At 70.0% G+C, this 26,953-nt stretch carries 31 protein-coding genes and 1 pseudogene; 9 read left to right on the top strand and 23 right to left on the bottom strand.

What is annotated here, in order from left to right; translation table 11 throughout:
• Positions 1–2: 2 nt before the first annotated feature.
• The 11 genes from lgt to hisI all read right to left on the bottom strand — a co-directional run bounded on the left by lgt (position 3) and on the right by hisI (position 8,649).
• Entirely contained in the window at positions 3–977 is a 975-nt protein-coding gene (gene lgt / locus QSJ59_RS01340) for a prolipoprotein diacylglyceryl transferase (RefSeq protein WP_285756793.1), read from the bottom strand.
• Positions 974–1,921 (bottom strand): DsbA family protein, encoded by a 948-nt coding sequence (locus QSJ59_RS01345; protein WP_285756794.1) that lies wholly within the window; start codon positions 1,919–1,921, stop codon positions 974–976. Before QSJ59_RS01345 ends, lgt begins: the two co-directional genes overlap by 4 nt.
• 151 nt (positions 1,922–2,072) lie before the next feature.
• Positions 2,073–2,609 (bottom strand): MauE/DoxX family redox-associated membrane protein, encoded by a 537-nt coding sequence (locus QSJ59_RS01350; protein ID WP_285756795.1) that lies wholly within the window; start codon positions 2,607–2,609, stop codon positions 2,073–2,075.
• 278 nt (positions 2,610–2,887) lie between these two features.
• Positions 2,888–3,697: a tryptophan synthase subunit alpha gene (trpA, locus tag QSJ59_RS01355; protein ID WP_285756796.1), complete on the bottom strand. Its 810-nt coding sequence runs from the start codon at positions 3,695–3,697 to the stop codon at positions 2,888–2,890.
• The gene (trpB, locus tag QSJ59_RS01360; RefSeq protein WP_285756797.1) at positions 3,697–4,929 is read right to left on the bottom strand and encodes a tryptophan synthase subunit beta; all 1,233 of its coding nucleotides are present in this window, start codon (positions 4,927–4,929) and stop codon (positions 3,697–3,699) included. Before trpB ends, trpA begins: the two co-directional genes overlap by 1 nt.
• A 181-nt stretch (positions 4,930–5,110) precedes the next feature.
• Complete coding sequence (gene trpC / locus QSJ59_RS01365; protein WP_285756798.1) at positions 5,111–5,917, bottom strand: indole-3-glycerol phosphate synthase TrpC; 807 nt, start codon at positions 5,915–5,917, stop codon at positions 5,111–5,113.
• Positions 5,918–6,160: 243 nt separating this feature from the next.
• The gene (locus QSJ59_RS01370; protein ID WP_285756799.1) at positions 6,161–6,610 is read right to left on the bottom strand and encodes a DUF2752 domain-containing protein; all 450 of its coding nucleotides are present in this window, start codon (positions 6,608–6,610) and stop codon (positions 6,161–6,163) included.
• A 20-nt stretch (positions 6,611–6,630) separates the two neighbouring features.
• Positions 6,631–6,993, bottom strand: coding sequence for a CD225/dispanin family protein (locus tag QSJ59_RS01375; protein ID WP_285756800.1), 363 nt, complete (start codon positions 6,991–6,993; stop codon positions 6,631–6,633).
• Between the two features lie 266 nt (positions 6,994–7,259).
• Positions 7,260–7,628 carry an HGxxPAAW family protein gene (locus tag QSJ59_RS01380; RefSeq protein ID WP_285756801.1) on the bottom strand — a complete coding sequence of 123 codons (369 nt, stop codon included), beginning with the start codon at positions 7,626–7,628 and terminating at the stop codon, positions 7,260–7,262.
• A complete protein-coding gene (locus QSJ59_RS01385) occupies positions 7,628–8,311 on the bottom strand; it encodes a Trp biosynthesis-associated membrane protein (protein WP_285756802.1) in 684 nt (227 codons plus the stop codon). The genes QSJ59_RS01380 and QSJ59_RS01385 overlap by 1 nt, the downstream gene beginning before the upstream one ends.
• Positions 8,308–8,649, bottom strand: a complete 342-nt coding sequence (hisI, locus tag QSJ59_RS01390; protein ID WP_285756803.1) for a phosphoribosyl-AMP cyclohydrolase — start codon at positions 8,647–8,649, stop codon at positions 8,308–8,310. The genes QSJ59_RS01385 and hisI overlap by 4 nt, the downstream gene beginning before the upstream one ends.
• Before the next feature lie 99 nt (positions 8,650–8,748).
• Between hisI and QSJ59_RS01395 the strand changes: the two genes are divergently transcribed.
• Positions 8,749–9,732, top strand: coding sequence for a MurR/RpiR family transcriptional regulator (locus QSJ59_RS01395; protein WP_285756804.1), 984 nt, complete (start codon positions 8,749–8,751; stop codon positions 9,730–9,732).
• 50 nt (positions 9,733–9,782) lie between these two features.
• Here the strand turns inward: QSJ59_RS01395 and QSJ59_RS01400 are convergent, their stop codons facing one another.
• The 9 genes from QSJ59_RS01400 to hisD all read right to left on the bottom strand — a co-directional run bounded on the left by QSJ59_RS01400 (position 9,783) and on the right by hisD (position 19,264).
• Positions 9,783–11,618, bottom strand: coding sequence for an ABC transporter ATP-binding protein (locus QSJ59_RS01400; RefSeq protein WP_285756805.1), 1,836 nt, complete (start codon positions 11,616–11,618; stop codon positions 9,783–9,785).
• Positions 11,615–13,516 carry an ABC transporter ATP-binding protein gene (locus QSJ59_RS01405; protein WP_285756806.1) on the bottom strand — a complete coding sequence of 634 codons (1,902 nt, stop codon included), beginning with the start codon at positions 13,514–13,516 and terminating at the stop codon, positions 11,615–11,617. Before QSJ59_RS01405 ends, QSJ59_RS01400 begins: the two co-directional genes overlap by 4 nt.
• Positions 13,517–13,733: 217 nt before the next feature.
• Positions 13,734–14,504 carry an imidazole glycerol phosphate synthase subunit HisF gene (gene hisF / locus QSJ59_RS01410; protein WP_285756807.1) on the bottom strand — a complete coding sequence of 257 codons (771 nt, stop codon included), beginning with the start codon at positions 14,502–14,504 and terminating at the stop codon, positions 13,734–13,736.
• Positions 14,501–15,244 (bottom strand): bifunctional 1-(5-phosphoribosyl)-5-((5-phosphoribosylamino)methylideneamino)imidazole-4-carboxamide isomerase/phosphoribosylanthranilate isomerase PriA, encoded by a 744-nt coding sequence (gene priA / locus QSJ59_RS01415; protein ID WP_285756808.1) that lies wholly within the window; start codon positions 15,242–15,244, stop codon positions 14,501–14,503. The genes hisF and priA overlap by 4 nt, the downstream gene beginning before the upstream one ends.
• A 96-nt stretch (positions 15,245–15,340) precedes the next feature.
• A complete protein-coding gene (gene hisH / locus QSJ59_RS01420; protein WP_285756809.1) occupies positions 15,341–15,976 on the bottom strand; it encodes an imidazole glycerol phosphate synthase subunit HisH in 636 nt (211 codons plus the stop codon).
• A 61-nt stretch (positions 15,977–16,037) separates the two neighbouring features.
• The gene (locus QSJ59_RS01425; protein WP_285756810.1) at positions 16,038–16,196 is read right to left on the bottom strand and encodes a hypothetical protein; all 159 of its coding nucleotides are present in this window, start codon (positions 16,194–16,196) and stop codon (positions 16,038–16,040) included.
• Complete coding sequence (gene hisB, locus QSJ59_RS01430) at positions 16,196–16,789, bottom strand: imidazoleglycerol-phosphate dehydratase HisB (RefSeq protein ID WP_285756811.1); 594 nt, start codon at positions 16,787–16,789, stop codon at positions 16,196–16,198. Before hisB ends, QSJ59_RS01425 begins: the two co-directional genes overlap by 1 nt.
• A 79-nt stretch (positions 16,790–16,868) precedes the next feature.
• Positions 16,869–17,963: a histidinol-phosphate transaminase gene (locus QSJ59_RS01435; RefSeq protein WP_285756812.1), complete on the bottom strand. Its 1,095-nt coding sequence runs from the start codon at positions 17,961–17,963 to the stop codon at positions 16,869–16,871.
• The gene (gene hisD, locus QSJ59_RS01440) at positions 17,960–19,264 is read right to left on the bottom strand and encodes a histidinol dehydrogenase (RefSeq protein WP_285756813.1); all 1,305 of its coding nucleotides are present in this window, start codon (positions 19,262–19,264) and stop codon (positions 17,960–17,962) included. Before hisD ends, QSJ59_RS01435 begins: the two co-directional genes overlap by 4 nt.
• A 202-nt stretch (positions 19,265–19,466) precedes the next feature.
• Between hisD and QSJ59_RS01445 the strand changes: the two genes are divergently transcribed.
• The 3 genes from QSJ59_RS01445 (at position 19,467) to ybaK (ending at position 21,317) form a co-directional block, all read left to right on the top strand.
• Positions 19,467–20,033 (top strand): ferritin, encoded by a 567-nt coding sequence (locus tag QSJ59_RS01445; RefSeq protein ID WP_285756814.1) that lies wholly within the window; start codon positions 19,467–19,469, stop codon positions 20,031–20,033.
• A gap of 86 nt (positions 20,034–20,119) precedes the next feature.
• Positions 20,120–20,797: an LON peptidase substrate-binding domain-containing protein gene (locus tag QSJ59_RS01450; protein WP_285756815.1), complete on the top strand. Its 678-nt coding sequence runs from the start codon at positions 20,120–20,122 to the stop codon at positions 20,795–20,797.
• Between the two features lie 40 nt (positions 20,798–20,837).
• Positions 20,838–21,317 (top strand): Cys-tRNA(Pro) deacylase, encoded by a 480-nt coding sequence (gene ybaK / locus QSJ59_RS01455; RefSeq protein ID WP_285757840.1) that lies wholly within the window; start codon positions 20,838–20,840, stop codon positions 21,315–21,317.
• Between the two features lie 39 nt (positions 21,318–21,356).
• On the opposite strand, the gene QSJ59_RS01460 is transcribed toward ybaK, so the two are convergent.
• On the bottom strand, positions 21,357–21,956 hold the full coding sequence (locus QSJ59_RS01460) for a hypothetical protein (RefSeq protein WP_285756816.1): 600 nt from the start codon (positions 21,954–21,956) through the stop codon (positions 21,357–21,359).
• Between the two features lie 221 nt (positions 21,957–22,177).
• Between QSJ59_RS01460 and QSJ59_RS24350 the strand changes: the two are divergent.
• From QSJ59_RS24350 to QSJ59_RS01475, 4 genes and pseudogenes are all read left to right on the top strand, one after another.
• Positions 22,178–22,303 (top strand): annotated as a pseudogene (locus QSJ59_RS24350) (mycothiol transferase); the annotation flags it as partial.
• 111 nt (positions 22,304–22,414) lie between these two features.
• Positions 22,415–23,176, top strand: coding sequence for a PadR family transcriptional regulator (locus QSJ59_RS01465; RefSeq protein ID WP_285756817.1), 762 nt, complete (start codon positions 22,415–22,417; stop codon positions 23,174–23,176).
• Positions 23,177–23,392: 216 nt separating this feature from the next.
• Positions 23,393–23,674 carry a Scr1 family TA system antitoxin-like transcriptional regulator gene (locus tag QSJ59_RS01470; protein ID WP_285756818.1) on the top strand — a complete coding sequence of 94 codons (282 nt, stop codon included), beginning with the start codon at positions 23,393–23,395 and terminating at the stop codon, positions 23,672–23,674.
• On the top strand, positions 23,671–23,883 hold the full coding sequence (locus QSJ59_RS01475; RefSeq protein ID WP_285756819.1) for a DUF397 domain-containing protein: 213 nt from the start codon (positions 23,671–23,673) through the stop codon (positions 23,881–23,883). Before QSJ59_RS01470 ends, QSJ59_RS01475 begins: the two co-directional genes overlap by 4 nt.
• 57 nt (positions 23,884–23,940) lie before the next feature.
• Here QSJ59_RS01475 and QSJ59_RS01480 read toward each other — a convergent pair whose 3' ends face one another.
• Together QSJ59_RS01480 and QSJ59_RS01485 are read right to left on the bottom strand one after the other, a co-directional pair.
• Positions 23,941–24,741, bottom strand: a complete 801-nt coding sequence (locus QSJ59_RS01480; RefSeq protein ID WP_285756820.1) for a serine/threonine-protein kinase — start codon at positions 24,739–24,741, stop codon at positions 23,941–23,943.
• Positions 24,742–24,946: 205 nt separating this feature from the next.
• Positions 24,947–26,338 (bottom strand): glycosyltransferase, encoded by a 1,392-nt coding sequence (locus tag QSJ59_RS01485; protein ID WP_285756821.1) that lies wholly within the window; start codon positions 26,336–26,338, stop codon positions 24,947–24,949.
• A gap of 75 nt (positions 26,339–26,413) precedes the next feature.
• Here QSJ59_RS01485 and QSJ59_RS01490 point away from each other — a divergent pair, with 75 nt between their 5' ends.
• Entirely contained in the window at positions 26,414–26,941 is a 528-nt protein-coding gene (locus QSJ59_RS01490) for a 2'-5' RNA ligase family protein (protein WP_285756822.1), read from the top strand.
• The last annotated feature ends 12 nt before the right edge of the window (positions 26,942–26,953 follow it).

Raw genomic sequence — 26,953 nt, forward strand, 5'->3', positions numbered from 1 at the left:
TGCTATCTGCTCTGTGCATCACTGTCGCCGGTGTGCGGATCGCTCGCTGCTCCCGAGTCGGTTCCGATGATCTGGGTTCCCTCGTCCTCCCCTTCGGGCAGCACCCGGGTGGAGAAGCGGTCGAGGCGCCTGCCCGCCCACACGAAGTAGGCCAGTGCGGCGGCGAAGACCACGATCGAGGTCCAGTTGTTCAGTCGGAAACCGAGTACTTCGTTGGCGGGGTCGACCCGCATGTACTCGATCCAGAACCGCCCCACACAGTAACCCATGATGTAAAGCGCGAAGAGCCGTCCGCCGCGCAGCGCGTCACCGTAGCGCCGCCCCAGCCATGCCAGCAGGATCGCCAACCCCAGGCACCACAGGGATTCGTAGAGGAAAGTGGGGTGGTAGGTAAAGACTCCCGGCTCCATCCCCGGGCGTAGTTGACCTGCGTCGGTGAGGGAGACCTGCAACGCCCACGGGAGATCGGTGGGACCGCCGAACAACTCCTGGTTGAAGTAGTTGCCCCAGCGGCCGAACGCCTGGGCCAGCGGGATGGTGGGGGCGATGGCGAACGACAACTGGGACATCGACAGGCCCCGGCGGCGGGCCACGAGCCAGACGCCCAGCGCGCCCAGCGGAATGGCTCCCCAGATGCCCAGACCGCCGTTCCAGATGTAGAGGGCCTGGATGGGGTCGCGGCCGGGCCCGAAGTAGAGCTGGTAGTCGCTGATCACGTGGTACAGGCGGCCACCGACCAGACCCAGCAGGACCGCCGGAACGGCGAGATCCATGATGGTGCCCGGACGCCCGCCCATGGCCGCCCAGCGGCGCTCGCTCCAGTAGACGGCGGCAACGACACCGGCGAGGATGCACAGCGCGTAGAAATGGATGGTCAGGGGCCCAAGATGGAGGGCGCTGATGCCCGGGCTGGGGATAGCCGCGAGGGCGCGGCCGGACTCGGCAGCGCCCTCGGTGATGCTCGAAGCGGTCGTCATTGCTCCGTCGTTTCGTTGGCGGTCGGGGATGGGGATGGTGAGTTGTCGTCGGTGCTCTGCGGCCGGGTGTCGGGCTCGCCCGGTGAGGCCGCCTCGATAGTGTCGGCGAGGTCGATGGGGTTGTCGATACCGCCGGTGTAAAGCTCTCCGTTGATGTAGACGGACGGGGTTCCGCCGAACGCGTTGGGGCCCTCATAGCGGTCCTTGACCGCATTGGTGGCAGCCAGGATCTGCTCGACGTAACTGCCGGCCAGGAAGGAGTCGTCTCCCTGGTCCCCGCTCTGCTGGTACTCGGCGAACGCGTCGACGACCCCGGCCTCGGAACGTACCCGCTCGGCGAAGGCGGCGTCGGTGATGCCGAGCTCCTCGCCCCAGGCGATCAGCTCGTCGGCGCTGTAGCCTTCGGCGGTGCCGTTGGGCTGGTTGGCGAACAGCAGCTGGTTGTACTCGACGAACTTGCCGTAGTCGGCTGCGGCCCGGGCTGCTGCTCCGGCACGCAGCGAGTTGGTTCCGGCCGGCGGTCCGCCGGCTGCGAAGATGCTGACCGGCCGCAACTGGAGGACGGCCTTGCCCTGGGCTGCGAGCATGTTCAGCAACTCGCCGTTGGCTTCCTCGAAGTCCGCGCAGTGGGAGCACTGGTAGTCGGCGTAGACCTCCACCAGGGGCGCACTGGCGTCCTCGACGGCGAGCACTGTGCTGCCGTCCTCCTGGAGGGTCTGCGGGGGAAGCTGCTTGTCCCAGCCGGAGAGGCGCTCGGCGACGAGATTGCCGGTGGAGTTGGCCTGCGAGGTGATGATGAAGTAACCGCCGCCCACGATGAGGGCGACGACGCCCAGCGCCACCGCCATCACGGTCAAGAGCTTGTTGCGCTTGGCACGCCGCTGCTCCTTGAGCCGTTCCTGCTTGAGCCGCTCGCGATTCTCTTTCCGCGACGCCTTGCTCATGAGCCGATCACCATTTCCTCGCTGGATACGTTGCGCCGGGCCGCGCCCGCTCGGACACCGCACAGTGGTGCGTCTTCGCGGCACACGGCCCGGTCCACTTCGCGCGCGCCTCCCGAACGGAGCAGGGGGCGGCGTGGTCGGTAAGGGGGTACTACTCGTCTGACTTCTCGCCGCCGGAGTCCGGGTAGAGGCCCAGGAATCCGTCGAGCGCGAAAGGAGAGCGCGGCCAGACCATGACGATACCCGCAAGCAGCATGAAGCCGATGTCACGCACGATGTCCACACCGTAGGCGGTCTCCCCCGCGGCCACCTGGCCACCCGAGGAGAAGCAGCCGCAGTCGATGGTCAACCCGCGCGCCCACGCCGAGATGATTCCGGCGATGAAGACCGCCATCAGCAGGGCGCTGAGTGCCGCGACGTAGCGCGTGGCCAGGCCGATGATCAGCAGGAGCGCCAATGCGATCTCGAACAGGGGCAGGGTGTAGCCGATGAACTGGTTCATCCCGTCGCTGAAGAGCTCGTAGGCCGCGACCGAGCGAACCGACTCCTGCGGTTCGATGGCTTTGAGGTAGCCGGCATAGCCGAGCACTCCGGCCAGGGCGATGCGTGCCACCAGGCTGACCCACGGTCGCAGGTGTTCCCACCGGGACGTCGCGTTGGGCGGGCTCTGTTCGGTATCCGTTGACATGGCCTTCCCCGGGATTCGTCGTGCCTGCTGGTGGGCGGGCCGAATAGGCCCCGTAGCGACCCGCGCGACTCGGGTGGCCGCCGCACGCGACAAGCCTACTGTGCGTAGCCGAGTGGTAACGCTTAAGGCGGGTCGAAAGCAGGGCGGACCCGATTCTCACGGCCGCACGCAGCACAGTAGCCCCCCGACCGGAGCCGGGGGGCGGGAAAAAGGTCCCGACAAAGGGGTCTCACCCAATTCTCACCCGGACCGCTCGCGCTGCCCGGGTGAAGGGCACCTCAGCGCGCGGAGCGCACCCCTTCGGCGAGCTCGGTCGCGAAGGACCGGACCGCGACCAGGCCGGTCTCCAGGTCGGGGGCGTCCAGGATCCGCTGGCAGAAACCCGCACCGACGATGACGCCGTCGGCGTAGGCCGCGACCTGTGCGGCCTGGGCTCCGTTGGAGATCCCCAGGCCGACGCAGACCGGGAGGCCGCTGTCGGCGGTGACCACTCGGGTGCGCTCGACGAGACGCTCGGCCATCCCCGAGACCTCGGCCCGGGTACCGGTGACACCCATGAGCGACGCCGCGTAGACGAACCCGCGGGACGCCTGGCAGGTGAGCGCGAGCCGGGCGTCGGTGGAGGAAGGCGCGACGAGGAAGACGCGGTCGAGGCCCGCGGCGTCGCTGGCGGCGATCCAGGGCTCGGCCTCTTCGGGGATGAGGTCGGGGGTGATGACCCCCGCTCCCCCCGCCGCGGCCATGTCCGCTGCGAAGGCGTCCACCCCGTAGCGCTCGATCGGGTTCCAGTAGGACATCACCAGTGCGGCGGCGCCCGTCTCGGCGGTCGCCCGCACCACGGCCAGGACGTCCTTGGGGGTGGTACCGGCCACCAGGGCCATGTCCGCGGCCTTCTGGATGGTCGGGCCGTCCATGGTGGGGTCGGAGTAGGGCAGGCCGACCTCGATGACGTCACACCCTCCCTCGACCATGGCCTGCACGACCCGGATCGATGACTCGACATCGGGGAAACCCGCGGGGAGGTAGCCGATGAGGGCTGCCCGCCCCTGCTCCTTGGCCTGGGCGAGCTTGCTCTGGAGGGTGGTCATCAGGCCTGCTGCCCTTCGTCGTCGCCGGTGAGCCCGAAGTAGGCGGCGGCGGTGTTGACATCCTTGTCGCCGCGGCCCGAGAGGTTGACCAGGATGGTCGCCTCCGGTCCCAGCTCGGCGCCGATCGTGCGGGCGCCGGCAAGCGCGTGGGCGCTCTCGATCGCCGGGATGATGCCTTCCGTCCGGCACAGCAGCCGGAACGCCTCCATCGCGTCGGCGTCGGTGACGGCGGAGTAGGTCGCACGTCCGGACTCCGCGAGCCAGGCGTGCTCCGGGCCGACCGCCGGATAGTCCAGGCCGGCGGAGATGGAGTGGCTGGGGACGGTCTGACCGTACTCGTCCTGCAGCACGAACGTGCGGGTTCCCTGGAAGACACCGGGACTGCCGCCCGTGATGGAGGCGGCGTGCCGTCCGGACTGCACACCGTCCCCGCCGGCTTCGAAACCGTAGAGGCGCACCGAATCGTCGGGGACGAAGGCCGCGAAGATGCCGATGGCGTTGGAGCCGCCCCCCACGCACGCCGCGACCGCGTCGGGCAGCGCTCCGGTCCGCTCCAGGACCTGTTCCCGTGCCTCGGCACCGATCACGTAGTGCAGGTCGCGCACCATCGAGGGGAAGGGGTGCGGGCCGGCCACCGTGCCCAGGAGGTAGTGGGTGGAGTCGACGTTGGCCACCCAGTCGCGAAACGCCTCGTTGACGGCGTCCTTGAGGGTGCGGCTGCCGATGGTGACCGGGATGACCTCGGCGCCCAGAAGGTTCATCCGGGCGACGTTGAGCGCCTGCCTGCGGGTGTCCTCCTCCCCCATGTAGACCACGCACTCCAGGCCCAGCAGGGCGCAGGCGGTAGCCGTCGCGACGCCGTGCTGGCCTGCGCCGGTCTCGGCGATCACCCGGGTCTTGCCCATCCGCTTGGTGAGCAGGGCCTGGCCGAGCACGTTGTTGATCTTGTGCGAGCCGGTGTGGTTGAGGTCTTCGCGCTTGAGCAGCACCCGCGCACCGGAACAGTGGGCGGAGAAGTTCTTGGCGTCGGTGAGCGGGCTGGGGCGCCCGGTGTAATCGGCGAGCAACGCACTGAGCTCGGCCTGGAAGTCCGGATCGGCCTTGGCCTTGTCCCAGGCTTCCGTGACTTCGTCGAGAGCGGCTACGAGGGCCTCAGGGCTGAAACGGCCGCCGAAACGGCCGTAGTGCCCGCCCTCGTCGAGATAGCCGGGTACCGGGTGTCGGGTATTCATGGTCAACGGGTCTCCAAAAACCGCGCGGAACGGGCGCGGCGGGCGAAGTGGACAAAGCAGCACAGCGCCGGGAACCCGCGACCGGTTCGGCTGCCCCGGTGCGAGTTCCCTAAGGCCATCGCCCGGCGGGCGCCGCGAAACGCGGCGCCGGCCGGGGGGCGGAGTGTGACCGCACGGCGGCCTAGTGCCGATCCCGCAGCGCGGGGTGCGCGCCGGCGGTGACGAGGTCGGCCACGGCGTCGCGCGGGTTGCGCCCGACGACCAGGCTCTCTCCGACGAGGACGGCGTCGGCTCCCGCACTAGCGTAGGCGAGAAGGTCGTGAGGGCCCCGAACGCCGGACTCGGCGATCTTGATCTTGTCGTCGGGGATGGTCGGTGCCAGACGCGCAAAGACGTCCCGGTCGACCTTGAGGGTTTTGAGGTCGCGGGCGTTGACCCCGATGACGGTGGCTCCCGCATCCAGGGCGCGCACGATCTCGTCCTCCGTGTGCACCTCGACCAGCGGGGTGAGCCCCAGGGACTCCGCGCGTTCCACCAGGGAGATCAGTGCGTCCTGGGGCAGCGCGGCGACGATCAGGAGAACGGCGTCGGCACCGTGTGCCCTGGCTTCCCACAACTGGTAGGAGCTGACCACGAAGTCCTTGCGCAGCAGCGGGGTCTCCACCATCGCGCGTACGGCGGCGAGGTCGGCGAGGCTGCCGCCGAAGCGGCGCTGCTCGGTGAGGACGCTGATCAGGCAGGCGCCGCCCGCGGCGTAGTCCGCGGCCAGTGCGGCCGGATCGGCGATCGCAGCGAGGGCCCCCTTGGACGGACTGGAGCGCTTCACCTCAGCGATGACCTGGACGCCTGGGCTGCGCAGCGCGGCGACCACGTCCTTGGGCCAGGGCACGCCCTCGACTCGCTCCTTGAGCGTGTCCAAGGGTATGGCTGCCTGTCGGTCAGCGAGGTCCGCGCGTACTCCGTCGAGGATCTCGTCGAGCACGCTCACGATGAGAGAGCCCCCTCCATGTTGGCTTTGCGTCATGGCCGTCTTCGTGGGCACCGACCGTTGCGGCGCTCGAAGCATCGCCGGGACGGGGTCAGCGCACTGAAAGCCCCCGCTCCCGGTGCCACCGATCGTATCCACCCCGGTCGAGGCGCGGGGCACCGGCTCGGCCGATACGCGCGGCGCACGCGGCGCTCGTAAGCTCCGCCCCCGTGGATCGACGGTAGCGGGTCCGGCAGGGGTCGGTCAGGCGAACCAGGTGGCCCCCGGCGCCAGGAAGGCGCCGAAGGGAAGATTGCGCACGAGCCAGTAGAGGAGGATCGCCGCGAGAAGCAGGTACAGCCATACAGGGCTGGCCATCGTGGTGCGGGTCGCCTTGGGCGGCCGAAACGACTGGTAGAGCCACTTGATGTACCAGAACGCCACGAAGGGAACCACTGCGACGGCGAAGATGTTCATTTGCGCCGCGCCCAGCACATCGAGGTGTGTGAGGGCGGCGACGGCACGGGTGGTCCCGCATCCGGGGCAGAAGGTGCCGGTGAGCATCAGCCACGGGCAGGTCGGGTAGTTGCCCGGCTCGTTGGGGTCGATGAAATGCACCATCACCGCGGCGGCCAGGCCGACCACGCCCACAGCGATCGGCGCCGCCGCCGGGTGGAGGCGGCGCCGTTTCGCGGATACCGGGTAATCGGTCATCGAGGGCTGGACCGAACGACCTAGTAGGTGCCGGAGGAGTTGACCGCAGCGGCGATGACGATGGCGTAGAAGATGATGATGAGGACCCAGGCGACGACCGCGCCGATCGCCGACCAGATGGCGAACTTCTTGGCCTTCTCCGACGCCTCCTGGGCGCCGGCGTAGTCGCCCACGGCCCACTTGCTGTTGACCTGGCTGGAGAAGACGATCGAGGCGACGCCCAGGGGCAGGCAGCAGAACAGCGTGCTCAGGATGGCCCAGATGAGGTAGTTCTCCGGAGGCTGGCCACCTCCGGGGTAGCCGGCGGGGCCGCCACCGGGGTACCCGCCGGGAGGGCCGTAACCGCCGGGGTTCTGAGGACCGGAAGGAGGACCGTAGCTCATGGTTCGTGTTCTTTTCTGATGACGGGAATGGGATTGGACGACAGCGCGGCCGGGGCGGGATCGTCAACAGGGCCACGGTTGGGATCGCCCACCCCCGTACGACACTCCGGCCGACGCTCAAGATCAGAGGTCAGGCGAACCGATCAAACCAGAGACCGGGTGAAATATCGAGTCAATACATCCCCGTTCGGGAATGAGAAACGAAATTTCAACTGGATCGCAGCTGTTTCGACCCCTTCTCGCGACGGGCCCGTGACCGGTACCGGTCACTCGTTGCCGGCGCTCACCGAAGCGCGGTCGTGCGCCTTGCGCGACGCGGGCTCATCGCCCTCGTCGTCACTGGTCTGACGCTCGGGGACCAGCAGGTCCTTGGTCTTGGCCAGCAGACTGGCGTCGTACTGCTCGCGGGTCATGGGCAGCGGACGGGGGGTCTTGCGCCCCAGGCCCGCGCGCTTCATGACTCCGGCCACCGCAGCGCAGGCGATGCTGCCGACCAGGGCGACAATAGTCCAGGTAATGAGGCTCTGACCAGCGATGATGGCGACACCGGCCACGGTCCAGATCACGATCCAGGACGCGGTCAGGAACCAGGCCGACAGGGTGTTGCCGTGGTCGTCGTGGTGCTCGTCGGACATCAACGCTCCTTGGGTTCTGCGTTCTCATTGGACACGGCGCCGGGGGCGTCCGCGTCGGGCGTGCCGGGGCCCGGTAGGGGGTCCGCGGTGGGGTCTGCTCCGCTGTCCAGCGACTTCCACAGCTCGGCGGGGTCGTCGGTGCGGGTCGCGGCCGGTGCGTCGTGGCGATCGTACCTGCTGCCCATGACAGGCCATGCCGCCCCCCTGAGCAGGGTCAGCACACCTGCGACGACGAGGAGGAGCGCGGCCGTCGCGGCGACGACCGGCCCGAGCGGGACGAGTCGCACCGCGGAGAGGTCCCCGTCCGCGGTGGCGAGACGCTCGGCGGTGGCGGCGAGCGCCGCGGAGCGCGTACCGGTGTAGACGCCGGCCAGCCCGGCCACGCCCAGCAGCGCTACCAGCAGGCCCACGACGCGGCGTCCCGTGCCACGGGTCGCGACGACGGCGACGACGGAGGCGAACGCGGCCCAGCCCAGCGCCGAGGCGAGCGGGCTGACCTGGGAAGCGGGTAGGTCGAGCAGGATCGGGGCGAGTCCGTTGCCCATGTCCACCCGCGCGGTGGCCCAGTCCTGCGCGGTAGCGGCCAGCAGCAGAACCGCTCCTGCCGCGGTGGCCGTGAGCGTCAGGAGGTACTGCCCGGAGCCGGCCGGTCGACGGCGGGAGGACACGGTGGCGACGCTCACAGCAAGGGGTCCGCGTCGAAGCAGGTGCGCGCGCCGGTGTGGCAGGCGGCGCCGGTCTGGTCGACCCGGACCAACAGGGTGTCGCCGTCGCAGTCCAGGGCGACCGAGACGACGCGTTGGGTGTTGCCCGAAGTCGCACCCTTGACCCAGTACTCACCGCGGCTGCGCGACCAGTAGGTGGCCGCGCGGGTATCGATGGTGCGGCGCAGGGCCTCGTCATCCATCCAGGCGAGCATGAGAACCTCGCCGGTGTCGTGCTGTTGCACGACGGCCGCCACCAGTCCGTCCGAGGTGCGTTTGAGGCGCGCGGCGATGCCGGGGTCCAGGTCCGTGCTCATGCGGTGCAGTTTATTACCCCGTTCGCATTGGCGTTATCGGGGTCCCGAGCTGGTTCCAGGCCCCGATAACGTCGAGGCCAGCCCACGAGAGGAGTGTCCGTGACCGCTCAGCGACTCGCCGCCGAACTGGCGGACAAGCCGGCGGCGTTGACCCGCCTGGCCGACCGCCTGGCCCGCCGCGACCCCTACGCCGCGCTGCCCGCGCTGCTGGACGACGAGCCGGCCGCGATCGTACTGCTGGGGGCCGGGGCAGGCCACTACGTCTGCGAGGTCGCAGCGGAGCGGATGCGACGGGCGGGACTGGGCGCGTCGGCGGAGTCGGCGACGGCCGCCTTCTCCACCCCGGGCGGCCCCGACACCCTGGTGGTGGCGGTGGCGTTGGGCAGCGCGCGCCGGGAACTGTGCGAATCGCTCCATCGCTACGCCGGCTCCTCGGCGATCGTCGTACTGACCGACGACGCCGAAGGCCCCGAAACGCGCTACGCCGACCTGGTCGTTCCGCTGCTGACGAGCGGCGAGGTCAGCGGCCTGGAGAGCGGCGGGGCCCAGCAGGCTCTGGCGCTGTTGCTCCTTCTGGCCTCCCGGCTGGGCGCACCCACGCCTGGGAGCTCGGCCGATGTCGCGGTGACCCTGCGGCGTTCGAGCAATGCCGTCTCCGACCTGATGGCCCGCGCCGCGGAGTGGGTCCCGGGGGTTGCCGGTCTGCTCTCGACGCGTCCCGGCCCCTACCTGGTGGCGCCGGCCGAGCGGTCGTCCTCGGCGCGCCTGGGTGCTCTTGCGCTGCGACGCGGACCGGTGCTGGCCGCGCACTCCTGCGAGACCGGGGAGTGGTCGCACACCGAGCGCCACCTGGCAGCGGTGCAGGACTACCGGGCGCTGCTGTTCGCCGGCTCGCGTTTCGACGAGCGCTTCGCCGACCACCTGGGGTCGCTGAAGGGCACGTTCGTCTGTGTGGGCGGTGAGGTCCCCGGCGCGGCCATGGTGCTGCGCTACCCCGGGGACACCGACCCCGACATCGGCGTGTTGACGGAGCCGGTGATCGCGGAGCTGCTCGCGCTGCACTGGTGGAAGCACCGGCGCTGACCGCGTCGGGCACGGGACGCTTGCCGCGTCGCCGGATGGATGGTCGGGGATCAGGCCGAACTGGTGACCCAGGAGGCGTGCAGGTCGGCGTAGACACCGGGCCGCACCACCAGTTCGGCGTGGCTGCCGCGTTGGACGACTCGGCCGGCGTCGAAGACGAGTACCTCGTCCGCGGCTTCCGCCGTTGAGAGGCGGTGCGCGATGGCAACGGAGGTGCGGCCGCTGGTGAGCCGTTCCAGTGCGCGTTGGATGCGCACCTCGGTGGCCGGGTCGACCGCGGAGGTGGCCTCGTCGAGGACCAGCAGGTCGGGGTCGGCGACGTAGGCGCGGACCAGCGCCACGAGCTGGCGTTCCCCGGCCGAGAGCGATTCCCCTCGTTGGCCGACCGGGGTGGCCAGACCGTGGGCGAGTCCCGTCAGCCACTCCCCCAGGCCCATTTCGGTGATGGCCTCGACCAGTTCGGTGTCGGTGGCCTCGGGGCGGGCGAAGCGGATGTTCTCCCCGAGTGTGCTGTCGAAGAGGAATCCCTCCTGCGGAACCATGACCACGCGGGCGCGCAGGGAGGAGAAGGCGACCTCCCGCAGGTCGACGTCGTCGAGGAGGACGGCGCCCTTGGCGGGGTCCATCAGCCGGGTGAGGAGCTTGACGAAGGTCGTCTTGCCCGATCCGGTCTCCCCGACCACCGCCACCCGGCGGCCCGGGCGGATCTCCAGGTCGACGTCGTCGAGCACCAACGGCCCGGAGGGGTAGGCGTAGGAAACCTGGTCGAAGCGCACGGAGACGGGGCCGCGCGGTAGTTCCCTGCCCCGGGGCCCGGGGTCGGCGATGTCGGGGACGGTGTCGAGGACGCCGAGCACACGCCGCCAACCCGCGATGGCGTTCTGTGCCTCGTTGAAGATCTCGGTCGCCATGATCATCGGCGTGATGAAGAGGGTGATCACGAAGAGGAACGCCACGAGCTCGCCCGCGGTGAGCTCGCCCGCGATGCCCAACAGGACCCCCGCGACGACGATGCTGGCGTAGGCCAGCGCCGCGATGAATTCGGCGAACGGTGAAACCGCCATGGACAGGCGCTGGGCCCTGACCTGGGCGGTCCGGGTGGCCAGAACCGTCTCGTCCACCCGTCGGGCGGTGCGCGTCTCGGTGCCGTGGGCGCGGATGACGGCCGCTCCCATGACCGTCTCACCGATGACGCCGAGCATGTCCCCGGTGCGCTCGCGGACCGCGAGGTAGGCCTTGGACAGCAGTTTCTGCAACCAGCGCACGCCGAACAGCAGGGGGAGGAAACAGACCCAGGTCAACAGTGCGAGCTGCCAGGCGTAGACGGACATGAGCACGGTGGCCACGATCAGCTGGCCGACGCTGACGATCAGCAGGACTCCGCCGCGCTGCATGAAGGCACTGATCTGGTCGACGTCACCGGTGACGCGGGAGACCAGGGCGCCCTTGCGCTCGCTGTTCTGGGTGAGCACCGACAGGTCGTGCACGTGCCGGAACGCCTTGCGCCGCAGGGTGGCCAGTCCGAACTCGGTGGCCCGGTACAACCGGGCGTTCATGAAGTAGGAGCAGATCCCGGTCAGCAGGACCAGTACGGCGCATACCGTGACCGCGCGGGCCACGAACCCGATGTCGGGACCGCCCTCGGCGACCAGACCGTTGTCGATCACCTGTTGGACCGCGACGGGGACCACGATCCGTCCGGCGGTGGCCACCAGGGCGAGGAAAAGGGTGAGGAGGAGGCCGTGGGCGAATTCCGGTGAGAGGGCCAGTCCGCGGCGCAGCGTCGCCCAGGCGGAGTCGGTGGAGCGGTGCAACGCGGGAGCCGCGTCGGCGTTGGTGGGGACACCCTCCGCGCGGTCGGGACGGGTGGGCGCCGGAGCGCTCATCGGGTGACCTCCTGTTCGGTGGCGGCGTCGGCAACACGCTGCTCGGCGGCGTTTTCGTAGGCGGTGACGAGCGCGTGGTAGCCCGGGGACCGCTCCAGCAGTTCGGCGTGCGTCCCGCGGTCGTGGACGGTGCCCTGCTCCAGGTAGACGACTTCGTCGGCGAGCTCGATGGTGGCCCTGCGGTAGGCCACGACGACCACGGTGGCCGACAGTTCGATGTCGCGGAGCCCACCGAGGATCTGCGCCTCGACCTGCGGGTCCACGGCGGAGGTGGCATCGTCCAGGATGAGCAGCCTGGGCCGGCGGACGAGTGCCCGGGCCAGGGCGAGGCGCTGGCGCTGACCGCCGGACAGGCTGGTACCGCGCTCGCCCAGGCGGGTGTCGAGACCCTCCGGCAGGGCTGCGACGAAGGAGTCCGCACGGGCCAGCCGCAGTGCCTCCCATACGAGGGCGTCGTCGATGTCGCCGCCGAGGGTGACGTTGTCGCGGACGGTGTCCTCGAAGACGAAGGCGCTCTGCGGCACCAGCGCGGCGGTGCGCGCGATCTCCCCCGGGGCGAGTTCGCGGACGTCGGTCCCGTTGAACCGGACCGTTCCGGAGTCGGGGTCCACCAGGCGCATGAGCAGTGTGGTGAGGGTGGACTTGCCCGCGCCGGTGGGACCGACCAGGGCGATGGTGCGTCCGGAGGCCAGGGTGAGGTGTACGTCGCTGAGGACGGTGGTGCGGGGTTCGGCCTCGATGCCCTCGGGTGACTGGACGGAGAGGTCGCGGGTGGCGTTGCCGTTCTCCTGGTAGGCGTCGACGTAGGAGAACCCGACTTCGTCCAACTCGACCCGCAGCCCGCCCTCACCGTCGAGGGGGGTGCGACCGTGCTCGGTGCGGCCCTGGGCTCCGAGGACCGCGCTGACCCTGCGCCAGCCCACGACGCTGCGCGGCATGTCGCCGAGGAGCCAGCCCAACGAGCGGACCGGCAGGGCCAACAGGGTGAACAGATAGGCGATCTGGACGAGGTCGCCGGAGCTGACCGCGCCGCTCTCGATGCGGATCGCACCGATCAGCAGTACCGCCAGTACACCCAGGTTGGGCAGGGAGTCCATGACCGGATCGAACATGGCGCGCATCCGGCCGACCCGGATCTGGGCGTCGCGCAGCCGGTGCGCGGCGGCGGTGAAGCGTTCGGTCTCGGTGTCCTCGCGTCCGAGGCTCTTGACCACGAGCGCACCGTCGAAGGACTCGTGGGCGACTTCGCTGACCCGGGCGCGCAACATCTGCGCTCGGGTGTCCACCGGGGTGACCTTGCGCTGGAAGACGACGTTGGCCACGGCCAGCGCCGGGAAGACGACGAAGCCGACGAGGGCGAGCACCGAATCGGTGAGCAGCATCGCCGCTGCGGCGATCACGAGCATGAACACGCTGCCCACCGCCATGGGCAGCGGGGCGAGCGGCCCCCAGGCGGCTTCGACGTCGGCGTTGGCGTTGGACAGCAGTTGGCCGGTGGGATGGCGCTGGTGCCAGGAGAGCGGGAGGTCCAGGTACTTGCGGGCGACGGCCTGCCGGTACCGGGCCTGCATCCGAAACTGCATGAGACCGGCGTAGAGGCGGCGGGCTGCGAGACCGAGCCCCTTGAGAACGCCGACCGCCAGCAGCAGGGAGGCTGCGGCGACCAGCGCACCGGTGGTGGTCTCCCCTTGCGCGAAGGCCGGGAGGATCACGTCTTCGGTGACGCGTCCCAGGACGGTGGCGGAGGCGACCGCGACTCCTGCGTGGAGTGCGGCCCCGCCCACGGCGAGGGCGAAGATCCACGGCTCGGCGCGGATCGCGACCCACAGGACGCGCAGGCCCTCCGCCAACACCCGGGAATCCACTGCGGGTCTTTCCGTAGTGACTCCCTGTGACATACGTCCCCCAGCTGCGTCGGTGGTGGCGAGAAAAGGCCCGCCTGTGGGGGCGGGCGGATCGGTTCCACACCGTACTGCGGCGGCGCGGCAACCTGTACCGGTTTGTTCAGCGCTCACGGACCACGACGTATTCCGCCACCGTATGACCCGTTCCGGCCAGCCGGGGCGGCTGGGGGCGCCTGCCGTGTCCGCCGGTGCGGGCGGACACGGCGGGCGCTCAGCGGACGGGATGCCCCTTTGCCCGCAGTTCGGCCTTGACGTCGTTGACGGTGAACTCGCCGAAGTGGAAGACACTGGCCGCCAGGACCGCGTCGGCACCGGCGTCAACGGCAGGAGCGAAGTGCTCCACCGCGCCCGCTCCACCACTGGCGATCAGCGGGACGGTCACCACCGCGCGCACCGCGCGGATCAGCTCCAGGTCGAAGCCCGACTTGGTCCCGTCGGCGTCCATGGAGTTGAGCAGGATCTCACCGGCACCGAGGTCGGCGGCACGCTGCACCCACTCCACCGCGTCGATGCCCGTCCCGGTGCGCCCGCCGTGCGTGGTCACCTCGAATCCGCTGTCGGTACGGGTGTCTCCGGTGCCCCTGCGCACGTCGGCGGAGAGCACCAGGACCTGGTTGCCGAAGCGCTGGGCGATCTCGCGGACGAGCTCGGGGCGGTGGATGGCCGCCGTGTTGATCCCGACCTTGTCGGCCCCCGCACGGAGCAGCCGGTCGACGTCATCGGTGGCGCGCACGCCGCCGCCGACGGTGAGGGGGATGAACACCTGTCCGGCGGTGCGCCCCACCACGTCGTAGGTGGTCTCACGGGCACCGCTGGAGGCGGTGACGTCCAGGAAGGTCAGCTCGTCGGCACCTTCGGCGTCGTAGCGCCTGGCCAGCTCGACGGGGTCGCCGGCATCACGCAGGTTCTGGAAGTTGACGCCCTTGACGACCCGGCCTGCGTCCACGTCCAGGCAGGGGATGACGCGGACTGCCAGGCTCATCGGGCGTTCTCCTCGCCGCGCACGGCGGCCAAGGCGTCCTCCATGGTGAACGCGCCCTCGTACAGGGCGGTGCCCATGATCGCACCCTCGACGCCCTCTGGCACGAGCGCGGCGATGGCCCGCAGGTCCTCGATGCTGGACACGCCGCCGCTGGCGACGACGGGCTTGTCGGTGCGGGCGCAGACGTCGCGCAACAGGTCGAGGTTGGGGCCCTTGAGGGTGCCGTCCTTGTTGACGTCGGTGACGACGTAGCGGGCGCAGCCCTCGGCCTCCAGGCGCTCCAGCGTGGCGTGGAGGTCCCCGCCGTCACGGGTCCAGCCGCGCGCGGCCAGGGTGGTGCCCCGCACGTCCAGGCCGATGGCGATCTTGTCGCCGTGCTCGGCGATGATCTTGGCGCACCAGGCGGGGTTCTCCAGGGCGGCGGTCCCGATGTTGACGCGGCGGCAACCGGTGGCCAACGCCGCGGCCAGCGACTCGTCGTCGCGGATTCCGCCCGACAGCTCGACCCTGACGTCCAGGGTGCCGACGATCGAGGTGAGCAGTTCACGGTTGTGCCCGCGCCCGAACGCGGCGTCGAGATCCACGAGGTGAATCCAGTCGGCGCCGGCGTTCTGCCAGCCCAGGGCGGCCTGGAGGGGGTCGCCGTAGCGGCCGCCGGAGTCGGCCTTTCCCTGCACGAGCTGGACGGCCTGCCCTCCGGCGACGTCGACGGCCGGCAGCAGTTCAAGGGTGGACGCCATGGTTGGTCGACCTTTCACGATCGGATGGATGGTTTTCGACGGTCCTGTCGCGGGCGCGGGGCGAAGAGCACCCGCCGCCCGGGCCGTCGGGGTGGTTCAGAGGGTGGCGACCCAGTTGGCCAGGAGCCGTGCCCCGGCGTCACCGGACTTCTCGGGGTGGAACTGGGTTGCCCAGAGCGGGCCGTTCTCCACTGCCGCGACGAAAGGGGTCCCGTGGGTGGACCAGGTGACCAGCGGCGGACGCACATAGGGGCTGGTGACCTCCAGCTCCCAGTTGCGCACCCCGTAGGAGTGCACGAAGTAGAACCGCTCGCCCTCGTCGGTTCCGGCGAAGAGCTGGGAGCCCTCGGGGACGTCGACGGTGTTCCACCCCATGTGCGGCACCACGGGGGCGTTCAAGCGCTCCACCGTCCCCGGCCACTCGTCGCAGCCCTGCGTGGTGACCCCGTGTTCGACCCCTTGGGCGAACAGGATCTGCATGCCCACACAGATGCCGAGGACCGGCCGTCCGCCGGCGAGGCGCTTGCCGATGACGCGGTCACCACCGGCGGCCAGCAGTCCCGCCATGCAGGCGGCGAAGGCGCCCACACCGGGCACCAGCAGACCGTCGGCCTCCAGCGCGGCGTGGGGGTCACCGGTGACGGTGACGTCGGCACCGGTGCGTTCGACGGCGCGCTGCGCCGAGCGCAGGTTGCCCGATCCGTAATCGAAGATGACGACGCGTGGCTGCACGTGCGGGCACGCCTTCCTTGGTCGGGGTCGCGGGCCCGGCCGCTGGGGCCGTCCCACGGGGTCAGAGGTAGTCGAGGCGCAGCAGCCCACCGGCCACCGCCAGGGCCGCGCAGGCGGCCAGGGCGACGGACAGGGGCTTGGCGGTCTTCCACGTCGAAAGGGCTCCGCCGGCCAGGAGACCGCCCAGGACGATCAGGAGGACGGGCCAGAGTGCGGACACTACAGCGCACCCTTGGTGGAGGGCACCCAGGTGATGCGCGGGTCGAGCTCCGAGGCGAAGCGCAGCGCACGGGCGAACGCCTTGAACTGGCATTCCACGATGTGGTGGGCGTTGCGGCCGTAGGGCACGTTGATGTGCAGCGCAACGCGGGCCTGGGCGACGAAGGACTCGAAGATGTGCCGGGTCATGGTGGTGTCGTAGTCGCGGCCGATGGTGGGCGCCATGCCCGCGGGCTCGGAGTGCACGAGGTAGGGGCGGCCCGAGACGTCCACGGTGACCTCGGCGAGCGCCTCGTCCAAGGGGACCTTGGCGTCGGCGAAGCGGCGGATGCCGACCTTGTCGCCCAGCGCCTCACGGAAGGCCGCCCCCAGCGCGAGAGCGGTGTCCTCCATGGTGTGGTGGGAGTCGATGTGCAGGTCGCCCTCGGTCCGCACCGTGAGATCGAACAGGCCGTGCTTGGCGAGCTGGTCGAGCATGTGGTCGTAGAAGCCGACACCGGTGGAGATGTCGGCGACGCCGGTTCCGTCGAGGTCGATCTCGACGAGGACCTTGGTCTCCTTGGTGGTGCGTTCGACGCGGCCGGTGCGGCTCATGGGTTCTCAGGTCTTTCTGTGGTCGGGGATGGTCGAGGCGCAGCGGCACCGCACGGTCGGCGGGGCTGCGCCGGATGGATCAGGACCGGCCGGTCACGTCGAGCAGGGCGCGGCGAAACGCCGTCATCTCCTCCGGGGTCCCGACGGTGACGCGCAGCCATTGGGGCGGGCCCACCTCCCGCACGAGCACACCGTGCTCCAGCAGGCCCTGGAAGACCGCGGCGCGGTCGTCGAAGCGGCCGAAGAGCACGAAATTGGCGTCGGAGTCGGCTGCGGCGAACCCGTGCCCGCGCAGCCAGTCCACCAGGCCGTCCCGTTCGGCGCGCAGGCGCTTGACCGCTCCCAGGAGCTCGTCGGCGTGGGCCAGTGCGGTGATGGCCACCGCCTGGGTGACGGCGGAGAGGTGGTAGGGCAGCCGGACCAGTTGCAGGGCGTCCACGGTGGCGCTGTGCGCCGCGAGATAGCCCAGCCGCGCTCCGGCGAGCGCGAACGCCTTGGACATCGTGCGCGTGACGATGAGCCGGGGGTGGGAGGGCAGCAGCGTCAAAGCGCTGGGGGTCCCCTCCCGCCGGAACTCGGCGTATGCCTCGTCGACGACGACCACACCGGGGGCGATCCGCGCGACCTCTTCGATGGTCTCCAAGGGCAGCGCGGTACCGGTGGGGTTGTTGGGCGAGGTCAGGAACACCACTGAGGGCTGGTGCACGGCGATGGCGCTGTGGGCGGCCTCCACGTCGATGGCGAACTCGGCGGTGCGCGGCACCGGAACCCACTGGGTTCCGGTGCCTCTGGCGAGGATGGGGTGCATGGAATAGGAGGGCTCGAAGCCCATGGCCTTGCGCCCCGGGCCGCCGAACGCCTGGAGGATCTGCTGGAGTACCTCGTTGGAGCCGTTGGCGGCCCACACCTGGTCGCGGTCGAGCCCGTGGTCGAGGTAGCGGGCCAGGTCGGCACGCAGCTGGAGTGCGTCGCGGTCGGGGTAGCGGTTGAGGCCCGCGGCGGCCTCGGCCACCGCGCTGCCGATCTCCTCGGCCAGTTGCGGCGAGGGCGGGTAGGGGTTCTCGTTGGTGTTGAGGGCCGCGTCGACGCTGAGCTGAGGCGCCCCGTAGGGGGTCTGACCGCGCAGGTCATCGCGCAGCGGAAGGTCGGCCAGTCCGAAATCGGTGTCGTTCACGCCTGCTCCTCCAGGGGGATGCGCGCGGTGACCGCCTCGCCGTGGGCGGGAAGGTCCTCGGCCTCGGCCAGGGCCACCACGTGGTGGGCGACCTCGGCCAGCGCGGCACGGTCGTAGTCGACGACGTGGATACCGCGCAGGAAGCTCTGCACGCTCAGGCCCGAGGAGTGGCAGGCGCACCCACCGGTGGGCAGGACGTGGTTGGAGCCGGCGCAGTAGTCGCCCAGCGAGACGGGCGAGAACGCGCCGACGAAGATCGCGCCGGCGTTGCGCACCCGGGCCGCGACCACGCGGGCGTCGGCGGTGATGACCTCCAGGTGCTCGGCGGCGTAGGCGTTGACCACGGCCAGGCCGTGATCGATGTCGTCCACCAGGACGATCCCCGATTGGCGCCCGCCCAGCGCCTCGGCGACCCGCTCGGCGTGCTTGGTCGCGGGTACCCGTACGGTGAGCTCGGCCTCGACCTGGGCCGCGAGTTTTGTGGAGGGGGTGACCAGGACAGAGGCCGCGATCACGTCGTGCTCGGCCTGGCTGATCAGGTCCGCCGCGACGTGGCCGGGGTCGGCCGTGTCGTCTGCGAGGACGGCGATCTCGGTGGGGCCGGCCTCGGAGTCGATCCCGATCACGCCCTTGAGCAGGCGTTTGGCTGCGGCGACCCACACGTTGCCGGGGCCGGTGACCAGGTCGGCACGCGCGCACTCGTCGGTGCCGTAGGCGAACATGGCGACGGCCTGGGCGCCGCCCACCGCGTAGACCTCGTCGACGCCGAGCAACGCGCAGGCGGCCAGGATCGTGGGGTGCGGCAGCCCGCCGAACTCCGCCTGGGGCGGGGAGGCCACGGCCAGTGAGGGGACGCCGGCCTCTTGTGCCGGGACGACGTTCATGACGACGCTGGAGGGGTACACGGCACGACCGCCCGGCACGTAGAGCCCGACCCGGTCGACGGGCACCCAGCGCTCGGTGACGGTGCCGCCGGGCACGACCCGAGTGGTGGAGTCGGTACGCCGCTGGTCGCGGTGGACCAGGCGGGCACGGCGGATCGATTCCTCAAGGGCCGCACGCACGGTGGGCGCGAGTCCGGTGAGCGCCTCTTCGACGGCGGTACGGGGAACCCGGATCCGACTCAGCCGTACACCGTCGAAGCGCTCGCCCAGTTCGATCAGCGCCTGAGTACCGCGATGGCGCACGTCCTCGCAGATGGGACGGACGGTCTCGACCGCGGCTGCGACGTCTAGCTCGGCGCGCGGCAACGTGTCGCGCGGGTCCGCGGGGTTTCCTCGGAGATCGATTCGGGAGATCACCCCCTCAGTCTAGGGGCGAGGCCCACCGACCTGCGGCGGGACTTCGGGCGGCTTCGCCGCATAACTCCACAAAAATCTATTGATAAGTGCCACCTAACTTTGGAACACCTAACCTTATTTGAATAAATAAAGGCTTGCCTAAGCGACACGAATAACATCACCCTTAACTGTGAATTGTTTTTTCATGCGCTATTATTGGGACATGACTACGAGCACTCCGAGTTCCGACCGCGGCCTTTCCAAGTTCCACCGCCTGCTCGTCGACCAGTTGCGCAACGAGTTCACCGCCTCACAGCAGTACATCGCGCTGGCTGCCTGGTTCGACGACCGCGACCTGCCCCAACTCGCCCGCGTCTTCTACCAGCAATCCCTGGAGGAACGCGACCACGCGATGATGATGGTGCGCTTCCTGTTGGACAATGACGTTCCCACCGCGATTCCCTCGACCGGGGAAATCCGCAACGACTTCGACTCACCGCGCGATCTCGTGGCACTGGCCCTGCGCCAGGAGCGCGAAGTCACCGAGCAGATCCATCTGCTGGTGAAGGCCGCCCGGGAGGAGAACGACTACACGGGCGAGCAGTTCCTGGGCTGGTTCCTCCAAGAGCAGACCGAGGAGGTCGCCAAGATGTCCACCCTGCTGGCGGTGGTGGACCGCGCGAACGGCAACCTGTTCGACCTGGAGACCTTCGTGGCCCGGGACATGCCCGATTCCTCCGGCGGCGAAGCGGGTGCGCCCGAGACCGCGGGTCCCGGCATCACGGTCTGACCCGCCCGACCCGAGTGATCGTCGGTCATCACGGCCTTCCGCGTTTTTCGCGGGAGGCCGCCGCTGTTTGTGGGCATACTTGTCCAATGCCAAACAGGCTGCCGCTCTTTCCGCTCGGGTCGGTCCTGTTCCCAGGACTGGCCATGCCCCTACGCGTGTTCGAGGACCGCTACCGCGAACTGGTGGAGGACCTGCTCGCCCTACCCGCAGACGAACCCCGCGCCTTCGGCGTCCTCGGCATCGAACTGGGGCACGAGGTGGGCGAGCTCTCCGCCGACCAGCTCTCGGCGGTCGGGTGCGTCGTCGAGATCACGGACGTCCAGCGCGACGAGGAGGGGGGATTCGACCTCGTCGTCACCGGGACCGGGCGGTTCCAGGTCCGCGAACTCCTCCCGCCCGACTCCGCGCACGCCTACCTGCGTGCGGTCACCGACCCGCTGCCCGACGAGGTGGGCGCGGGCGCCGACGAACTGTGCGAGCGCGCCATCCGGTTGTTCTCGCTCTACTGTGAGCGGCTCAACGGTATCGGTGTTGTGGCGGAGCCCCCCGAGGAGTTCCCGGCCAAAGCACTTCAGGTGTCCTACTCGGTTTCGGGCGCCATGATCGTGGACCAGTCGGACAAGCAGGCCCTGCTGGAGGCCGAGCACGCTGCCGCCCGTCTGGAACTGGTGTGCGATCTGCTCCGCCGGGAGAACCGGGTCCTTTCCAGCCTCCGGCTCCTGCCGGCCGGGCGGTTCCTGCGTCACGAGGTCAACCTGAACTAGCGCGGTGGCGTACGCGCCCTCCGTCTGGAGAGAAGAGCAGTTGAGCGGAAAAGGCACCCCGGCCACGATCGCGGCGACGCGGGGCAAGGCCGCCTACACCCTGCACCCCTACACCGTGTCCGGGGCCGCCTCCTACGGCGAGGAGGCCGCCGACTCCCTGGGCACCGAGCACGGCCGGGTGTTCAAGACCCTGGTGGCCGAGGTCGACGGCACATTGGTCGTCGGGGTGGTTCCGGTGGCGGGCAAACTCGACCTCAAAGCCCTGGCCACAGCGGTGAGCGGCAAGAAGGCGCAGATGGCCGACCCCGCTGCGGCCGAGCGCGCCACCGGTTACGTGCGGGGCGGGATCAGCCCGTTGGGCCAGCGCAAACGGCTGCGTACCGTGGTGGACGCCTCGGCCGCGCACTACCCGACCGTGTTCGTCTCCGCAGGGCGTCGCGGCCTGCAGATGGAACTGGCTCCGCACGACCTGATCCGGCTCACCAACGCGGTGACCGGCGCCATCACCGCTCTTTCCTGAGCCCGTGACCGGGAGGCTCTCGCTACCGCGGCATTCGTCCTAGCGCTCGACCGGTGCCGGCCCCCTGCTGTTGTCGGCCTCGTCATGGACGGGTTCGACGGTGTCGGTGCGGGCGTCCTCGGCGGTCGGCAGGTCACCGCGCCAAAGGCTGACCGCGTCGAAGAGGCCGTACTGCAAGATCGCGACGAAGGGCCACAGCAGCAGCGCACTGTGGGAGCGCAGGCTCAGGCCCTGCTCCACCACGTCGCCGGGAGCGGCGAAGGACTGTGCCCCGCTCGCCGAGAAGACGTCGAGTCCGACACCGACGACCCAGGCCAGGACGGCCCCCGCCAGTGCGCCGGCGCTGATGCCCAACAGGGTGGGCATCCGCAGGTCCACCCCGTGGCGCCTGGTCGAGGAGTACTGGGCGAGGTAGGCCAGGTAACCGGTGAGCAGACCGGCTACCAGCATCATCAGGGCGTAGTAGCCCTCTCCAGCGAAGACGGTCTCGGAGAGTGGGTAGAAGACGGTTGTGCCACCGGTGGTGACCGTCACCTGCCCTCTGGGGGCGATCAGCCACCAGAGCAGGCCCAGGGGCGCGCCCAGCAGTGCGACGCAGCCGAAGACCACCGCTCCGGCAGCGATTTTTCGCTCGGTCACCGCGTCTGCCACCTGTCCAATCGGTCGTGTCCGATCCGCGGAGGCGGTCGGGGCCGGGGACGGCGAAGAAGAGGTCCCCGGTCGAGAACGAATGTATCCCCCGACCGGGGGCGGGAAAATCAGTGGAAACGGCAAATCCCGGAATCACAATGACGCAATGACGACGTCCGCGCCGAGGCGCGCCGCCTCCTCCTGCCGCCGCCGCCGCTGAGGAGCGCACCATGCTCAACGCGTGGCTGGACTGGCACCGGGCGACCGGCCGGCACAAATGCGCGGGGGTGTCGGCGCACCTGCTCGAAGAGACCGCGCGGCACAACGGTCACCTCGACGCCCTGCGCGAACTGGCCGACGGCACGACCGTACTCTCCCACCGACCGTTGACGGCGACCTGTTGCCGATATATCGTTAACTTAATCGATAGTTTGAGACTGTCGGAGATTACTACGAGAGGATCATTGATGAACGCCATGGCGATGCCCTGGAGCTGGCCCCCTGCCCACCGAGGGCGGGGCGCCCGCAGGGGACGCGGGGAGCGCCCCACTCCCTGGTCGACGGTTGAGGCATCCCGCCCGGAGGACTTCGACCAGCACCAGCCACCGCCACCGCCACCGCACCCCGGCGGGTTCGGCCCCTGGGGCGGCCCCGGCGGACCGTTCGGCGGACCCGGTGGACCCTTCGGCCCGTTCTCCGGCGGCCGAGGACACGGGCACGGCCGCTGGCGCGGTCGCGCCCGCCGTGGAGACGTCCGCACCGGAATTTTGCTGCTCCTGGCCGAGGGACCGCTCAGCGGCTACGAGATCATCAAGGAAGCCCGCCAACGCAGCAACGGCGCCTGGCGGCCCAGTCCCGGCTCGGTCTATCCGATGCTCCAGCAACTGGAGGACGAGGACCTGGTCCAGCACGCACAGACCGGCGGCGGCCGACGGCGCCCCTACGAGCTCACCGAAGCGGGCCACACCTACGTCGCCGAGAACGCGGCGGAACTGACCCCCCCGTGGGAGTCGGCGGCGGCCGAGTACGCCGACTCCACCGCCGACTACACCGAGCTCAACTCCCTGGCCGCCCAGTTGTCGGCCGCGGCGGCCCAGGTCGCCCAGGCGGGCACGCCCGAACAGCTGGAACGCGCCAAACGCCTCCTGGCCGAGACCCGGCGAGGGCTGTACCGCATCCTGGCCGAGGAGGAGCCCGACGACGGGGAGGACGAGGAGAAGGCGCGGTAGGCACACGGTGTCCGACGAACCGGTGAGGACGACCGTTCGGGGTCCCCTCCCGAACGGTCGTCCTTCGCCGGCGCCCACCAGGGCCACCCCTAAGGCCGGCTCAACCGATTGCCGTGGAAGACAAACGGTGACCGGCGGGGTTTCCCAGCAAAAGCTCACGGCTGTCCGTGAACCCGAGAAGATCGCACATCCCGTCGAAGTGCGGAAGCAGAGGAAGTGCTCGAGCAGGCGACGGGCGATATTGGGCAGGATCACCGCCATATCGCGGTCGTCCCGAACGGGGTCAGTGAGCACGCCGGCCTGGACGGAGCCTGGGAGATCCTGGACTTTCCCAGCGACCCTTCCGTCCTTTATGTGGAGTCAGGCGGGCCTACCACAATGACGGACATGGTGCGGGAGGTCGACGCGAAACGGCAACGCTTCTTCACCGTCTGCATGCAAACCCTCAACCCTCGCGCCTCGATTGAGCTGATGGCCTCGATTATGGGAGAGCTATGACCGAGTCGCAGGACCGGCCCGGCCTCGCGTGGCACAAGTCCTTCTACAGCGGCAGCGGGGGCGGCAACTGCGTCGAGGTGGCGCGCGGTCTGTGTCAGATGAACCTTCGTGACTCCAAGAACCCCGAGCACGGCTTCCTCTCCTTCGCCGGTGCCGAGTGGGATGCCTTCCTGGCCTCGGTCAAGGCGACCGGGTCGAGCGGGCCCTGACCGCTCCGCTCAGAGTCCGACACTCACGAGGCGGTATCGAGCAGGCGCGAAACGACGTCAGCAGTGCCCCGCGGCGGCGAGTCGGCCGACTTCGCGCAGCAGCTTCTCGGAGCAGGGGCGCCGGGCGGGATCGGGTGCCAGTGCGGCCTCCACCAGTGGGAGCAACCCGTGCGGCATCCCCCGCAGGTCCGCCCGTCCCTGGAGCGCCCGCATCGCCACGGTCTCGACGCTTCCCGTTCCGAAGGGACGCCGCCCGGTGGAGGCATACGCCACGAGACCACCCCAGGCGAAGACGTCGGCCGCCGCCCGGGGAGGATGCTCGTGGAACTGCTCGGGGCTGATCCAGCCGGGTGAACCGAGGACCTCCTCTCCTTCGGGTTGAGGCTCGTCCATGGCCTGGGCGATGCCGAAGTCCAGGATCCGCGGCCCGCTCGACGAGAGGATGACGTTGTCGGGTTTGAGGTCGCGGTGCACCACGCCTGCCCGGTGGATGGCCACCAGCGCCTGGGCGATGCCGGCGGTGAACTCCACCAGTTCGCGGCCCGCCATGGGCCCCTCCCCGACGATGTGTTCGCCCAGGGTCGGCCCGGCGATGTAGGGCATCGCCAGCCAGGGCTGATACGCCCCGATATCCGCCTCGATGGGGTGAACCGAAAAGGAGTCGCCCACCCGGGCGAGCAGGTCCACCTCCCGGACGAAACGGGCACGATAGGTGGGGTTCGTGGCGAACTCCTGGTGGACGACCTTGACCGCGACCCGCTCCCCCGTCGCGGTCAGCGCGGCGTACACGGCGCCCATGCCGCCGACACCGATACGCTCCAGGATTCGGTAACCGCCGATCTCGACGGGATCGGACACCGAATCGTCCTCTAACCACGCCGGGGGCGGGGCCGGGTAGGGAACGGTACCGAGCTGCGCGGGAACGGACATCCGTGAACTCCAGAAAGCGCGTACAACCGGCGAGTGCCGCTTCCCGGTCACCTATGCCCATTCAACTCACTTGTTCACGAAGGGTGACGAAAAATACTCGCCTCTGTTTGAGAAAATTCAAGGAAACAGCTGGTCAAGGACCCGCTTCCGAGGATGCGACCGAGGCCGGTCCCATCCGCTCCAACAGGCGCAGCGCCGCCCATCGAGGGCCGCGCTCGGCGAGAAGCGCCCCGAGCCGCGTCAGACCCCCGGCGGGGGCGCGCAGCAACGCGGCGGCGGCACTGCCGATGTCCCGGGCGGTGGACCGGTTGGGGTCCAGGCAGTACCCGGCTTCGGCGAGTTCGGTGTCGTGGGCGATGGCGAACTGGTCGCCTGCGAACGGCAGTACCAGGGCCGGAACTCCCGCGTGCAGTGCCTCCGCGAAGAAGTACGGGGCGCCGTGGTGCACGAAGAGGTCCGCACGCTCCAGGAGCGTCTGCCGGGGGATGACCGGCTCGACGAGCACACGGGGGCCGGCGAGACCAGCGAGCGCTTCGGCACGTCCACCCGCGGCAACGACGACCGCGGCGTCGGGGACCGCGGCACGCACCCCGCCGACCACAGCACGCAGGACGTCCTCACGCGCACTGAGCAGGGCACCGAAGGAGACGAGGACCAACGGTCCCTCCCCCAACTCCCCCAGGCGCGCCTGCCAGGCGAGGGACAACTCCTCGGCCTCTGTGCAGTGCCCGGCGAAGACGGCCGCGGGATCACCCATGGGGGTGGGCAGGCCGGGCAACGGCGGATAGTCGAAGAGCCGGGCCCGGGGGGAGGTCAGTGCGAAGGCACGGGGCACGCGCGGTCGTTCCGGGGCAGCAGCGGCGATGATCCGGTTGAACTCGGCGGTGAAGTCGTCGTCGGTGCGGGCAGCCGCCTCGCCCAGCACCCCCAACTCGGCGTCCGCGGGGCGCAGCGCCCGGGGCCAGGCGTAGGGAACACCGGAATAGGTCCCATGGCCGGGAATGGCTCCGGGATGGCCCGGACAGAAACTGGCGAAGGGCAGATCGAGGCAGTGCAGGGCCAGAGTGGTGGCGTAGCTGAGCTGGTTCACCAGGAACCAGTCGGGCCGCAGTCCCGCGGCGGCGGTGGCGAGGGACTCCCGAACCTCGTCGGGACGGTCGAGCGCGCGGAGACGACGGTGCCGGATCTGGGCGAGCAGCACGGGAACCGCACCGCGCCGGGTGGCGTCGAGGAACTCGCGCGGGCCCGGCCCGCCGGCGACCGTGGAGTCGTCGCTGGTGCGCAGCGCGTAGAAGTCCAGGCCGGCCTGCTCGGCGAGCGGGGCGAACTCGCCAGCGCAGGCGAAGGTGACCCGGGCTCCGGCCCAACGCAGTGCGGAACCGATCGTGGCCAGCGGTCGGGCGTGTGAGCGGGAGGGCGGAGCCACGACGACGACATGCGGAGCGGTTTCTCTCAGCGTGGAAGGCGTTGTGTGCGCGGCTGTGGGGAACCGGTTCGCCCGAGGGACGTCGCTGTTGTGGCTCACGGTTGCTATTCGCAACCGTCGGCCCCCCGGATTGGCCGGGGGCGAACCATCGCAGATCAACGGAAAGAGCAGCAGGTGGCCGGAGCGCAGACGGTGGAGCTGGTATTGGACACTCGACTCGACGCGGCGGTGCGCAGCGGGTGGACGCGACTACAGGCGCACGGGCTGCCCAGCCTTGCCGACCACCCCCATCCGACGAACCGGCCGCACGTAACGGTCGCGACGTGTGCGGCCGACACACCGGTGGACTGGCAGCGGGTGGCCGAGGCGGTGTCGTCGTTGCCGGTGCCGGTGCGGTTGGACCGGCTGCACGTCTTCACCGGGCGCAGACCGGTGCTGGTATGGCTGGTGCGGCCGGATTCGGTACTGGAGCAACTGCACCTGCGGGTCTGGCGCGCCCTGGGCGAGGCGTCCGTGCGCAACCCCCTGTACGCGCCGCAGCGCTGGGTCCCGCACGTGTCCCTGGCGCGGGGCGCGCATCTGGGGATCGGCGCCGCGACGGCTGCCCTGGGAACGACCGGTCCGCTTGCGGGCACAGCGGTGGCCGCGCGCCGCTACGACGGCCGCACCCGAACCGTTCACACACTGGCTCCCTCTCGTTAAGACGCATTTGGT

This window comes from Nocardiopsis ansamitocini (assembly GCF_030268225.1).
GTDB lineage: Bacteria > Actinomycetota > Actinomycetes > Streptosporangiales > Streptosporangiaceae > Nocardiopsis_D > Nocardiopsis_D ansamitocini.

Excerpts from the sequence above, each read along its gene's own strand:
- trpA (WP_285756796.1), bottom strand. The coding sequence starts at position 3,697 with ATGACCACCCTCCAGAGCAAGCTCGCCCAGGCCAAGGAGCAGGGGCGG.
- lgt (WP_285756793.1), bottom strand. The coding sequence starts at position 977 with ATGACGACCGCTTCGAGCATCACCGAGGGCGCTGCCGAGTCCGGCCGC.
- hisF (WP_285756807.1), bottom strand. The coding sequence starts at position 14,504 with ATGAGCCTGGCAGTCCGCGTCATCCCCTGCCTGGACGTGGACGCAGGC.
- hisB (WP_285756811.1), bottom strand. The coding sequence starts at position 16,789 with ATGAGCCGCACCGGCCGCGTCGAACGCACCACCAAGGAGACCAAGGTC.
- QSJ59_RS01380 (WP_285756801.1), bottom strand. The coding sequence starts at position 7,628 with ATGTCCGACGAGCACCACGACGACCACGGCAACACCCTGTCGGCCTGG.
- QSJ59_RS01450 (WP_285756815.1), top strand. The coding sequence starts at position 20,120 with ATGCCAAACAGGCTGCCGCTCTTTCCGCTCGGGTCGGTCCTGTTCCCA.
- QSJ59_RS01400 (WP_285756805.1), bottom strand. The coding sequence starts at position 11,618 with ATGAGCGCTCCGGCGCCCACCCGTCCCGACCGCGCGGAGGGTGTCCCC.
- QSJ59_RS01350 (WP_285756795.1), bottom strand. The coding sequence starts at position 2,609 with ATGTCAACGGATACCGAACAGAGCCCGCCCAACGCGACGTCCCGGTGG.
- priA (WP_285756808.1), bottom strand. The coding sequence starts at position 15,244 with ATGGCGTCCACCCTTGAACTGCTGCCGGCCGTCGACGTCGCCGGAGGG.
- trpB (WP_285756797.1), bottom strand. The coding sequence starts at position 4,929 with ATGAATACCCGACACCCGGTACCCGGCTATCTCGACGAGGGCGGGCAC.
- QSJ59_RS01375 (WP_285756800.1), bottom strand. The coding sequence starts at position 6,993 with ATGAGCTACGGTCCTCCTTCCGGTCCTCAGAACCCCGGCGGTTACGGC.
- QSJ59_RS01405 (WP_285756806.1), bottom strand. The coding sequence starts at position 13,516 with ATGTCACAGGGAGTCACTACGGAAAGACCCGCAGTGGATTCCCGGGTG.
- QSJ59_RS01465 (WP_285756817.1), top strand. The coding sequence starts at position 22,415 with ATGAACGCCATGGCGATGCCCTGGAGCTGGCCCCCTGCCCACCGAGGG.
- QSJ59_RS01445 (WP_285756814.1), top strand. The coding sequence starts at position 19,467 with ATGACTACGAGCACTCCGAGTTCCGACCGCGGCCTTTCCAAGTTCCAC.
- QSJ59_RS01370 (WP_285756799.1), bottom strand. The coding sequence starts at position 6,610 with ATGACCGATTACCCGGTATCCGCGAAACGGCGCCGCCTCCACCCGGCG.
- QSJ59_RS01475 (WP_285756819.1), top strand. The coding sequence starts at position 23,671 with ATGACCGAGTCGCAGGACCGGCCCGGCCTCGCGTGGCACAAGTCCTTC.
- QSJ59_RS01345 (WP_285756794.1), bottom strand. The coding sequence starts at position 1,921 with ATGAGCAAGGCGTCGCGGAAAGAGAATCGCGAGCGGCTCAAGCAGGAA.
- hisI (WP_285756803.1), bottom strand. The coding sequence starts at position 8,649 with ATGAGCACGGACCTGGACCCCGGCATCGCCGCGCGCCTCAAACGCACC.